The following is a 10,902-nucleotide window of genomic DNA, read 5'->3' as shown; positions in this document are numbered from 1 at the left end:
AAAGTAATAAATCCTTGCCAAGTTGTCTGAAAGAATGTAACAGTTGCACTCACTCCGGCGGATATGCTGGACCAAATGCCTTGAAAAAATCCAACCATGCCTGACCATACAGCACTAAGCCAGGTTGTAAATGCTTGCCATACTGCCTGACCAGACTTTGTTTGAGTAATCCACCATGTTATACCCGCAACTAAAGTAACGACCGCAGCAATGATCAATACAAATGGATTAATTGCCATAACCGCATTGAATGCTGCTTGTGCTCCCATAGCCACCTTAGTAACACCGTTGTATAACATTAAACCTGCTTGAGCCAACTTACTTGAACTGGCCATATTATTCAAAGCAAATCCGAGCAATTTAATATCACCACCAACTGCTGAGGCTACTTTAAGCACTGTAAATGCTCTACCTAGCGTATTGATTGTTACAATCGCACCCGCAAACGTAGCTATACCAACTACTAACGGTTCTAACCACCCACTGTTTGCTTTAACAAAATTAATAGTTCCACTAATTATAGTAGTGACTGTATTAAATGCACTGCTAACAGTTGGTGCAATAGTATTAAAAATCCTAACCATTACTGGCATAGCACCTTGAATCACCCCATTAATAGCAGCGAACGAAGTTACAATAATCTGCTTAGCTTGATTAAATATACCTGCTATACCGTTGGTTATACCTGCACTTTTTAGTCCGTTATCAACTGCCGTAATCGTATTAGCTAGTCCGTTTGTCACGGCGTTCTTCATGTTAGTAAATGACGTACCAATACCACCTGTTGCTGTACGAGCGGTATTAGCAAATCCGTTCATACCACCATCTAACTCAACGAAACGTTTGTTTAATTGGTCCATGGTTATATCACCAGACTTTAACTTAGCATATAAATCCCGTTCTGCTGATTTACCAGTCAATCCAAATGATTTAGCAACCGTAGTCAATGCATACGGCATAGTTTCTTGTAACGTTTTCCAACTCTGTAAATCAACTGAGCCACTGGCTAACATCTGGCTGTATTGTTCTACCCCACGGCTTGCATCTCCAGCGCTCGCACCTGATGCTAAGAATGCATCATTCAATGCGGTTGCCGTTTGAGCCCCTTTAGTTGCACTCTTTTCAAGAATAGCAAAACTTTGAGCACTCTGTGTTAGATCTTGCAAGGACGTTGGAAGTCCATCAACACCTTTTTTCAAAATACCAACTGATTTATTTGTATCTTGCGTTGAATATCCCATTTGTTTCATAACTTTAGGATAGGCGTTCAACGTATCAAATCGAGCCACCGCACTACCAACACTATCTTTAAGCACACCTATTCCTTTTGATACTAAAGTAACTGCACCAACACCAGCTGCAATTTTCATCACACTAGATGTCATACCACCAAAACGTTGTCCAGCATTATCTGCATTTTTCCCTGAACTTTCAGCTTCTTGTCCCAAAGTTTTAAGTTTTTCTTGAGTTGTAAGAAATCTACCGTTGGCAGCCCGCCAACGCCCATTTTTATCTTGAAAAGCACCATCAATAGCTACACCAGCTTTGGTAGATGATGTAGCAACTGCTGACATAGTAGATGTAGTTATAGCTGCTACACCTTTCATAGCAGTTTTATAATCAGATATGTCTGCTCCAATGTGAGCCGTTACCGAACCACCATTATAACTCGCCATCTTCACTCCTTTCTCCACCAAATGCGGAACGAACTTTGTTGTATAACTCAAGTCGTTGTTTGTTGGTAGCTTTTACTTTTTCAGGATTGTAAGCCTGTTCGAGAGCTTGCTCTTCCTTGCTTCTATCAAAGATATTCTTAAACTTAGGACGTTCTGCATTACTGAAATAACCAACACTGGCAGCAAGCACTGCTAATCGTTCACGTTCATCAATATGCCCCAGTTGAATACCTTTAATAACTGCATCAAGTTCCCATTTATAGAGCGACATAGCCCATTCAAAATCAAAAATTCCAAATCGAGCGCATGACTCAATTAAAGATTGTCGTTGATTAATGTCACAATCCGTTGAACTGCCATAATTTGTTGCGTTGTTTCCTCTGTTTCGGCCTTCTTCTTGAGCATTTCTAACGCTTCTTCCAACCCCTTCTTTTGAGTTTGGATTGACTTGACGAAAAAACCACTATGCTTCAATTCATCCATTAGCTCTTGAAGAACATCATCAAGCTTTTCTCCTTCTTCAGTTAATTGATCAACTGCATTAAACATATCTTCATCAGTAACTTTGCTTACACTAGTAGCTACTTTTATTACATCAATAATGGCCAATGAGTCACCTAAAGCAAGACGTGTAAATAAATTAGTTGCACCGTCACCCATGTTGTTGCCATTTTCATCGATAGTACTGAAATCTTTGTTAGCTTTAAATAATGCCTTGAAGTTAAATTTTAATTCGTAAATAGTTCCTTTAATTGTTACTTGCATGTTTTTATTCTCCTTTTATGTAAAGGGCCTATAAGCCCTTGTATTTACTTAGCTCCGTCATCTGTACCAAAGTTACCGCTAGATTGACCTGGACGTTCAAATTCATACATTTCTTCCAAGACTGCTAACTGGTCGTCTGTCAGTGGGAATGTACCTTCTTTCAATTTATCCAAGATGTTAAGCGTGTAATCAGCAGATACTAAATCGTCACCATCATCTAAATCCAAACTATCTACAACCCCATATCCAAACATTGCTGGGAATACTTGGTGTGTCTTTGCGGGGTCAGAATCATCCTTTTCTTGAGTTGCAAATCGTTTGTCAACAATCACACGCCATACTTTGACTTGATTACCGTTATGTTTTGCATCTTTAATAACATCAATTGCTAAATCACCGGGAACAACGTATGTTTTAAGCTTGATAGAGTCTTCATTAGTTGAAGGCATAACAATGCGACCAAACTTAGTTTGTTCATCAATCGAATCCCCTTCAATGCTTGTTGAACCATCTGTTTGTAATGCTGGTAATAAAGCTTTAGATCCTACCGGTGCTTGTGTAGATTGGATAAAATACCAAACTTTCTTACCAAGTAATGGATTACCTTTAGTTGCTGTTACACCGTTATCTACGTATGCCATTTTTATTTCTCCTTAAATGTATGCTGTAACTAAAAAAATAACGTGAAAAACATCTCTCCCGATTGAACTATCTACAATCGTTCTAGCTGTAACTCTCGTTATCTTGTCAGTTGAATTTTTAATTATATTTTTTGTTTGATAAATCTGGTCTTCAAGCGCCATTCTGTCATCAATCGGATAGTACATATCAATTTGTACTTCGGTTGTTGATACCTCATACCCAGCCTTACCAGATGGACTGTCATCTTCTGAATGAGAGCCGATTACTAATAACGGTTCTGGCACTTCGGCACCAGGTAGTAACGTGTAAACTGGCACATTTCCATCTTTGAGTGCCTTATACAAATCAATTAATAAATTACCAGTTGGTGAGTGCATTTACCTAAGACCCCCATTCAATAAATTTTGTAACTTCTTCATGAACAACGGCCCTTCTTGGTCCATAGCCGGACGCATAAATGGATGTGCTGCCATCTTACGTGTCCCATATTCTTGATAGATTGCATAATCTGCTGAAGCCACAACATCTACGCTCATGTCGCCAGTTTTATTAACCGCAATATGTTGACGCAAATATCCTGTATCAACAGGAGCATTATCTGATGCACGTTTTTCAACTTGTAAAGCGGAATTCATAATGATTCCACTTGCTTCACGCTGAATTGCTGCTGGTTGGTTATTGAACTTACGAATCAACTGATCTGCACCCTCAAACTTAATGTTTACTTTAGCCATGCTACACCCCCTGAATTACCACTATCGTGTTCTTACGGGCTTTAATTACTACTTCCGGCTTTCGTTCAATCCCTTGGTAAATAACACCTGAAATAGTTCCTAATCCACCTTTAAAGTGAACAGCAAGTGCATTAGAGTTGTATTTACCAAATACACCAATGTTCATAGCTTGAGACACACCAGTGATACGACATTCAATCCAATCAGAAACTATCTTTTTAGTGACTGGTCCAAGTTCACCATCAACTGATTGCGTGGTTACTATCTTAATTCGATCGTTATATCTCATTAAATGAACCTCGCAATTCCACGGCCACCCTTACGTTGTCGATACTTATTTAGATACATGGCAAAGTCTTGAACATCATCATCGGACCATGTAGCTGAAACATCACTTTCACTTGATGACTTCTTGCCTTCATCTCCAATACGATTAAAGCGACGCACTGTTATCTCACGCAACAACCACGCTAAGTCCGTTGGAAATCTAACAGACGTATTGCCGTCTTGATTAATGTAACTAAGCAATCGTGCTTCATTATCTTCAAGCAGCAAATTAAGTAAATCATCTTGGTTACTATCTTTAATTGAGAGCAACACTTTAACCTTAGTTAGGTCATCAATTGTCATGCTACCTCCTTAATGGGCTTCTCACCCCATTCGAGCGATTAATCACTGTATTTTTTATTTACTTGCCGTCACTAGGTGCAGCTGGTGCCTTAATAGATGCAGAGATCCCACCTTTTTGCTTATCCTTGATAAAGAAATCATGATAAAGGCGGTTTTGGTAAAGATAACCGTCACCTTGAGTATGTTGACCAGGTTCAAACAAGAAGATTGCATTTTCCTTAACGATTGGAATAACTGCTTGTTTGGCCACGAATACGAAGTTAATATCGTTAGCATTTGCCTTAGGCTTAAATCCATTTGTGAAGTCATAATCTGTCTTGAAACGGTCTGCGTCCCATACTTCAATCAATTGCACACCATCAAGCGATGTGATTCGTGACTCAAGGGCTGTCATTCCAACATTTTGGTTAGTGATTGAGCGAGTGAATTCCTTTGAACGTTCCAAAGCGTCCATTACTTCACTAGAAACGAAACCGACAATGTTTTGTGAACCATATTTACGAACTGGCAACAATGCAGCTTTCAATTGCGTATAAACATTATCAACTGTCAACGTTTCAGTAACAGTTGTACCAGCCCCTTTAACCATAGTTGCAAATCGGTATGCATCAATTTCAGGTTGCACATTATCTTCAATGAACACTTTTGAAATGTTACCAACTGCTAAATCTTGGTTCGTTTCGTGTATGTGGTTGTAATCCTGTTGTTTCAATAGTCGTAAGTGTAAATGACTTACTACCATTCACCAAAGTTACATCCGGAACTCCTAGTACTCCTGTTAAAAGACCTTGGTTAATCTTTTGATCAAACAAGCCTCCATCTTTAGTTACATAGTTAATTGCCATTCTTAATTCTCCTTTTATAATCCTAAGGCGGAACTCATATCTGATTTAGTATCAGTCTTACCGCCTGCGCTTGGTGTTGAACCTTTCAAGCGTTCATTGACTGCCGCTTCAATCGACTTATCAAATTCTGCTTTGAGGTTAGTAATATTGTTCTTGGTTGTTTCTGCATCATCAGATAAAACCATATCAACAAACTTTTCGGGTAATCCTTGTTCTTCAAGTTGCGCCTTAGCTTCATACCGATATTCACGCATATTTAGCTCTTGTTCACGCTTGTTTAGTGCATCTAACTTAGCCTTATCTTCAGCCACTTTACGTTCGGCAGCACTCATTTTAGCTAATTCTTCTGCCTTAGAAACCTTAGCTTGTGTTTCCGCTTCCCATTTTTCTTGCCATTTACCTTTAGCAGTCTCTAGTGCCTTAGAGGTACGTTTGTCAATCAGTGAATCTAACTCGCTTTGAGTTAATGTCAAAGTTTCTGGTTCATCAACTTTTGGTTCTTCTTCTGGTGTTGGTGTTAAATCGTCAGCCATTCTTAATCTCCTTTTAAGTCCATACATACTACTAAACATAACGTCCCATGCACGTTTCCCCACACACGACTATTTAGTAATCCATACACGCTTTGCCCAGTTTAAAGACGTGTGACAGGTCAAATTTCAGGTACAAAAAAAGACAGCTTTAAGGCTGCCTAGGTTAATCATCTAAATACTTATCAAACTTGCTTAAGTCATCATCGCTTGGAACTATACGACTCCGACAATTTGGATGCATAGCTGGTGCATTAACACCTGGCTTAAAGTCTTTGAGTGGAAATGTTTCACCATTCAAATGACGACAAATACTAGATGTACGACTGTCAATGTGAGCACTAAATGTATAGCTTTCAACACCCATATCATTGTATCCTTTGGCGATTGTTGCATTAGCCACATACGTCGATTCTGTTCGAACCAAACGTTCTGTGTTTGGCTTTGTACCACCAAATGAATCACGTAACTTTTTGGCTGTTACTTTAGGATTGCTCCCATTTATTGCGGCACGAACCAACTCATTTTTTAACTTGTTAGCAAGCAAATCATTATCACGCCATAAACGTTGGGAGTAATTAGCTCCACTCCACTCATTTTGGATGATAGTTTCAATCTCTTTGTCGTTCAACGTATCAATTGTCTTACCATTCACTAACTGATCATAAATGTATGAACTCTCTTTTGATAGATAATCTGTAAATGACTTATCTTGTTTGTCACTTGCTTGGATAAGCCTAAAATCAATTTCAAGCTTCAATAACTCTAATCGATTTAATCTAGCTGTTGTGTATTGTGCATTCAAGCGCCGTAACATTTCAGGGTTCTTGTCACTTGCTTCACGATAATCATTGGCACGCTTAACATAATCACTCAAATCAGTTGAACGTATCTGTTTACGTGCATCCTCATAGTTCAGTGTCCCATCTTCGGCATACTTATCATAGAAGTCTGCTATTCGCTTTGAGATGTCGTCTGACGCTGCTTTATACTCCTTGAGTATTGCAGTATTCAAACTCTCATCTCTCGTGTCTAGCAAATCCATGATGTCATTAATCCGCTTGGTCCAGTAGTTGTCCATCTTGACCACCATCATCAGGCTTTAACTGTTTGTAGTTCGTTTGAGCAGTAAAGTCATCAATGCCTTTTTGCTTTTGTTCATCAAGCCGCTTCATTTCTTCATCAGCATCTACACCAGTAAACGTTTCTAACAATTCGAACAAAGTTTCGTCACTAATAACACCATACAATGCTTTAAGCTGTGTGACCCGTTCTTCATCATTCTGTGGAATGTTAGGTGTGAACTTGAGTTGGACGTCATTAATCACACCATATAACGTATTCTTAATGCTCCAAACGTTACCAACAAGCCGTAACCGCCGCATAATCCCACGAGTTAGCAAACGTTCCTTAGTCTTGCGTAAGTTATCATTACCCATCAGCTTGTACTTCATCGCTTCACCAGATTGTGTTCCCGCAAAGTTCTGATCATTAGTATCTGGGGTGAATGTAAAACGTAAGATGTCATGAACTAAACGTTGCTTATATGCTTCAGCCCCCGTTGAGTCATATGTCGTAGTCAAATACTGTGCGCTTGGGTTTGGTCCATCTGGTTCATTGTTATTATCCAAAATTATCAATCGTGCTTTCAGCATTTTTTGGATAACATCTGTCTCTGAATTATTAACCGCTATTGGATTACCATACTCGTTAAGTACAATTTCGCCATTTTCATCAGTTTGATATTCTGGTTCGCTAGTCCCAGTCATTGGGTTACCTGTGATGACTAGGTACGCGTCATTCATATCTTGTTGAAAGTTAGCTAATTCTGATTGGGATAAGTCATAAGCGTCAATTATATCTAGCACAGACTCAAAATCACCTAAACGTTCTTCGTTGTTCTTATACTCATTGATTGGTACACCTTGGAATGGTGATGTTTCAACTCTATCAAACTTAATTCCCGTGAAATCACTAGCTTCTGAACTGAAATAGTAAATTTCATCCGCTGTATACACTTCAACAAAGCTACTAATACTAGTTGGACTGTATTTAATCTGATAAACGCGAACGCCAAATAATGAATTACGGGCAATCGTATCATCGTAAACTACAAACGTTCCTTCTGGATCTAACTTAACAATCCGTTCTTGCGATTGCTCATCCGAATAAAGTAACTCATAGGCACGTCCATAAATACTTAGGTCCGTCTCAATCAATCCATCGTGATAATCGGTACTGTTTTCTTGATTGAATTGTTCAATCTTTTCAACTAAGCCATCATCTCCTGTATATGCAATTGGATTACCTAAAATGTACCCTTGCATAAATACAGTAATGTACTTGGCCCAGTCACTTGCTATTTTATTATCAGCCCGATTAACATCTCGACCAGTCTCACGATACTTAATATTGTTCTTTGCTAAGTAATAACGTTTTAACTCTTTAAGTCGTGGTAACTGGTCTGTTTGAAATACTGAAATATAATTGATTAATTTATCTACAAAAGATTGTGTTGATAAATCATCATACAGTTTAAAGTCCTTTGCTGCCATCTGAAAGACCGCATTATCGTCTGGACTGAACCTTGTTTTATTTAAAAAATTTACGTTGTTCATATTACCGTCCTAATCCTAAATCCTTGAATGCTTGCATACGGTCATTTGTACTCTTTCTAGTCATGATTAATGGCTCTACTGCATATCTCATGGCGTCCATCAAGTGATTGTTTTTATCAACAGCTTTACCAACCCAACCACCTTCTTTGTCAGTATCATAAACATAAGAGTTAAGTTCTTCTATGGTGTGCTCGAGTGATGGTAGTACATGTATTTTGAAGTCTTGTAAATAAGTAACACCAAACATAATTTCGTACTTGTGTGCACGTTTCATGCCTGATATTCCTTTGTTCTTCAATTCTTATATCATGCGATCACCACCATTGGCATAATCTGCTCTAATATCACCTTGTTGGTGTCCATGAACATAAAGCCACTTAAATATTTCATCAGTTAACATGTGTTTCTTATACATTTCTTTGTATATATACACATCTTTTGTTCTGGTATTGATGGCATATTCAATAAAAGCTGTTGGATCTGGTCCATATCCCCAATCTATTCCACGTACAATACGAGCATTGTTAACAACTTCTCTAACATCAAACTTCTCAACAATAGTATTTTCATATATCAGACCTTCAGCCACACCCCATTCACCATCAACCGCAACCCTGGCCCGCCGTGGATTACGTATCTTCATCTCTAGCAATCGGTTAACATAAGCATCGTCCAAAAACGGATTATCTCGATACGTTGTAGTAAATGCCAATGAGTTAGGCTCTCGTGTATCTTCATCAAAGAATCTACGTTTGAGCCAATGTCTTTCGTTCCATGGGTTAAAAGTGAGTATGGTTTGATAAAAGCCATTAGGATCATCAATAACCCCACGCATAGACTCATCGACAACATCAAATGCTTCTTCTGATTCCAACTGATATGATTCCTCGACCCATAGCCTGCATAAGTTACCTGTCTCCACCGATATAGATGTGATAGATAACGGCTTGTCAGCACCACGGAACAATATCTTTTGTCCTGTCGGCTTATAAGTTATTTCTGGCAATGAACTATTGAATTGAAAAAGGCCACTAACTCCTAATTGAGTAGCGACCTTTTGTAGCAATGTAAATGTAGATTGTCGATTGGTATTTGCATACCGTCTAAGTATTAGCCAATTAACATACGGCTTAGTAACTATGTCCAAGATAGCTTTACGTGCAGCTGCTTCACTCTTACCACTCCCACGACTCCCTTTATAAACGATATAACGCTTATTACTAGTAAACAACGGAGCGTAAGCTTTACTGACCATTTTAGGTAAATTCCAATTAATCACAGGCATTACTCATCACCCCCAAATGGTTGAATATTAATAGTTACATCGTCATCTTTACCACCGTTCAACAATTCAAGTTTCTTCTTCGCCAATTCAAGCTCTGTCTTTGCTTTTTCAATCTGCAAAGCCTTTAACTTCTCATCAGGAGCTAAACGTTTCAACAATTCATCACGGGCTTTACTACGGTCATGAAGTTCAAGCTGCACTCCATCTTTACCAACTGACACTTTCTTGATCAGTGACGTATCGACATCAGCCTTATCTTTAAGCCACACTTGAGACTTATGCGCTATAATTTCAGCACCATTTACATCAAGGACTGGCTTACCTTTACCGTCAACAACCGTTTCATCGTGACTGGCAAAGTTTACGTACTCACCAATATCCGCATTAGCTTCACGAGCTAGGTCAAGAAGTAATGACTCATAAGACAAATCAAGCTTGCGAGCTTTCTCTTCTTTGAGCCGTTCAATTTCAGCCATAACCTCAACATTTCTCAACATTCTCGAACCCAATCTTTGCGCCGATTCATAAGTCACATTATACGCATTCATGTATGCCTGAGTTGCATTGTATGACTTCATGTATTCTCTTGCAAAAGCCTGTTGTTTAGCGGTTAATCCGTTATTGTTGTCTGGCGGTTTGTCTTCTTCAGGTGGTGGGGTTTTCTTCTCTAATTCATTTGAACCCTTTGAGTCCTTTTTTGAACCCTTTGAACCCTCTCTTGAGTCCTTTGAGTCCTTTCGTTTTTGAACCCATCCATTTCTAGTTCGCCAAGTTTTGATAGTGTTCTTACTTAACCCATACTTAGAGGCAATGTCTTCTATGCTCATCCCCTTAATGAAATCAAACTCTGCTAACTCTTTAATCTCTTCTCGAGTCATGTCATCACACCACCTCCATTCTTTTCTATGTACACTACCTGATTAGGGGGGACTAATCAGTAGCATTGTTTTATGTTATGCCTATCAGGCAATGGAAATGGCAGGAGTCAAACCTACTACCTTCTGTGCTTCAAACAGACGCTCTACCTCGTGAGCTACACCTCCATGATTGGAACAAAAAAAGGCACCTGAACTGACCCCCATAAATTGGAGTGATGTTTTAAGCGATTAATTGGATGGCATGATTCTGGAATTCAACCGGACTCATGCCATCCAATTTTTCTTTAATTCGTTTGTTA

The 10,902-nt window shown here is 38.9% G+C and carries 14 protein-coding genes, 1 tRNA gene and 1 pseudogene; all 16 read right to left on the bottom strand.

The window, feature by feature from the left end:
- Positions 1 to 1,574 (bottom strand): tape measure protein (locus LQZ76_RS09460; protein ID WP_230099468.1); only part of this gene is annotated, 1,574 nt, incomplete at its 3' end.
- An 88-nt stretch (positions 1,575 to 1,662) separates the two neighbouring features.
- Positions 1,663 to 1,947 (bottom strand): hypothetical protein, encoded by a 285-nt coding sequence (locus LQZ76_RS09455; protein WP_230099467.1) that lies wholly within the window; start codon positions 1,945 to 1,947, stop codon positions 1,663 to 1,665.
- Positions 1,948 to 1,991: 44 nt separating this feature from the next.
- Complete coding sequence (locus tag LQZ76_RS09450; RefSeq protein WP_230099466.1) at positions 1,992 to 2,441, bottom strand: tail assembly chaperone; 450 nt, start codon at positions 2,439 to 2,441, stop codon at positions 1,992 to 1,994.
- Positions 2,442 to 2,485: 44 nt separating this feature from the next.
- Positions 2,486 to 3,082, bottom strand: a complete 597-nt coding sequence (locus tag LQZ76_RS09445; protein ID WP_230099465.1) for a phage major tail protein, TP901-1 family — start codon at positions 3,080 to 3,082, stop codon at positions 2,486 to 2,488.
- A 12-nt stretch (positions 3,083 to 3,094) separates the two neighbouring features.
- Positions 3,095 to 3,460, bottom strand: a complete 366-nt coding sequence (locus LQZ76_RS09440; protein WP_230099464.1) for a hypothetical protein — start codon at positions 3,458 to 3,460, stop codon at positions 3,095 to 3,097.
- Positions 3,461 to 3,817 (bottom strand): HK97-gp10 family putative phage morphogenesis protein, encoded by a 357-nt coding sequence (locus LQZ76_RS09435; protein WP_230099463.1) that lies wholly within the window; start codon positions 3,815 to 3,817, stop codon positions 3,461 to 3,463.
- A gap of 1 nt (position 3,818) precedes the next feature.
- Positions 3,819 to 4,106, bottom strand: coding sequence for a hypothetical protein (locus LQZ76_RS09430; RefSeq protein ID WP_230099462.1), 288 nt, complete (start codon positions 4,104 to 4,106; stop codon positions 3,819 to 3,821).
- Positions 4,106 to 4,447: a phage head-tail connector protein gene (locus tag LQZ76_RS09425; RefSeq protein WP_230099461.1), complete on the bottom strand. Its 342-nt coding sequence runs from the start codon at positions 4,445 to 4,447 to the stop codon at positions 4,106 to 4,108. The genes LQZ76_RS09430 and LQZ76_RS09425 overlap by 1 nt, the downstream gene beginning before the upstream one ends.
- A gap of 58 nt (positions 4,448 to 4,505) precedes the next feature.
- Positions 4,506 to 5,292, bottom strand: a pseudogene (locus LQZ76_RS09420) (hypothetical protein).
- A 14-nt stretch (positions 5,293 to 5,306) separates the two neighbouring features.
- On the bottom strand, positions 5,307 to 5,825 hold the full coding sequence (locus LQZ76_RS09415) for a DUF4355 domain-containing protein (RefSeq protein ID WP_230099460.1): 519 nt from the start codon (positions 5,823 to 5,825) through the stop codon (positions 5,307 to 5,309).
- A 163-nt stretch (positions 5,826 to 5,988) separates the two neighbouring features.
- The gene (locus LQZ76_RS09410; protein ID WP_230099459.1) at positions 5,989 to 6,837 is read right to left on the bottom strand and encodes a minor capsid protein; all 849 of its coding nucleotides are present in this window, start codon (positions 6,835 to 6,837) and stop codon (positions 5,989 to 5,991) included.
- 37 nt (positions 6,838 to 6,874) lie between these two features.
- A complete protein-coding gene (locus LQZ76_RS09405) occupies positions 6,875 to 8,440 on the bottom strand; it encodes a phage portal protein (RefSeq protein ID WP_230099458.1) in 1,566 nt (521 codons plus the stop codon).
- Position 8,441: 1 nt separating this feature from the next.
- Complete coding sequence (locus LQZ76_RS09400; protein ID WP_230099457.1) at positions 8,442 to 8,714, bottom strand: terminase large subunit; 273 nt, start codon at positions 8,712 to 8,714, stop codon at positions 8,442 to 8,444.
- A 27-nt stretch (positions 8,715 to 8,741) separates the two neighbouring features.
- Entirely contained in the window at positions 8,742 to 9,725 is a 984-nt protein-coding gene (locus tag LQZ76_RS09395; protein ID WP_230099456.1) for a PBSX family phage terminase large subunit, read from the bottom strand.
- On the bottom strand, positions 9,725 to 10,603 hold the full coding sequence (locus LQZ76_RS09390) for a terminase small subunit (RefSeq protein WP_230099455.1): 879 nt from the start codon (positions 10,601 to 10,603) through the stop codon (positions 9,725 to 9,727). Before LQZ76_RS09390 ends, LQZ76_RS09395 begins: the two co-directional genes overlap by 1 nt.
- Before the next feature lie 92 nt (positions 10,604 to 10,695).
- A tRNA-Phe gene (locus tag LQZ76_RS09385) sits at positions 10,696 to 10,768 on the bottom strand.
- Positions 10,769 to 10,902: the final 134 nt, after the last annotated feature.

Origin of the sequence: Periweissella ghanensis (assembly GCF_918814755.1) — a bacterium.
GTDB classification, from domain to species: domain Bacteria; phylum Bacillota; class Bacilli; order Lactobacillales; family Lactobacillaceae; genus Periweissella; species Periweissella ghanensis.
This window is presented reverse-complemented; position numbering and strand designations above follow the sequence as displayed.

Excerpts from the sequence above, each read along its gene's own strand:
- LQZ76_RS09405 (WP_230099458.1), bottom strand. The coding sequence starts at position 8,440 with ATGAACAACGTAAATTTTTTAAATAAAACAAGGTTCAGTCCAGACGAT.
- LQZ76_RS09440 (WP_230099464.1), bottom strand. The coding sequence starts at position 3,460 with ATGCACTCACCAACTGGTAATTTATTAATTGATTTGTATAAGGCACTC.
- LQZ76_RS09425 (WP_230099461.1), bottom strand. The coding sequence starts at position 4,447 with ATGACAATTGATGACCTAACTAAGGTTAAAGTGTTGCTCTCAATTAAA.
- LQZ76_RS09435 (WP_230099463.1), bottom strand. The coding sequence starts at position 3,817 with ATGGCTAAAGTAAACATTAAGTTTGAGGGTGCAGATCAGTTGATTCGT.
- LQZ76_RS09395 (WP_230099456.1), bottom strand. The coding sequence starts at position 9,725 with ATGCCTGTGATTAATTGGAATTTACCTAAAATGGTCAGTAAAGCTTAC.
- LQZ76_RS09445 (WP_230099465.1), bottom strand. The coding sequence starts at position 3,082 with ATGGCATACGTAGATAACGGTGTAACAGCAACTAAAGGTAATCCATTA.
- LQZ76_RS09400 (WP_230099457.1), bottom strand. The coding sequence starts at position 8,714 with ATGAAACGTGCACACAAGTACGAAATTATGTTTGGTGTTACTTATTTA.
- LQZ76_RS09415 (WP_230099460.1), bottom strand. The coding sequence starts at position 5,825 with ATGGCTGACGATTTAACACCAACACCAGAAGAAGAACCAAAAGTTGAT.
- LQZ76_RS09450 (WP_230099466.1), bottom strand. The coding sequence starts at position 2,441 with ATGCAAGTAACAATTAAAGGAACTATTTACGAATTAAAATTTAACTTC.
- LQZ76_RS09390 (WP_230099455.1), bottom strand. The coding sequence starts at position 10,603 with ATGACTCGAGAAGAGATTAAAGAGTTAGCAGAGTTTGATTTCATTAAG.
- LQZ76_RS09455 (WP_230099467.1), bottom strand. The coding sequence starts at position 1,947 with ATGTCGCTCTATAAATGGGAACTTGATGCAGTTATTAAAGGTATTCAA.
- LQZ76_RS09430 (WP_230099462.1), bottom strand. The coding sequence starts at position 4,106 with ATGAGATATAACGATCGAATTAAGATAGTAACCACGCAATCAGTTGAT.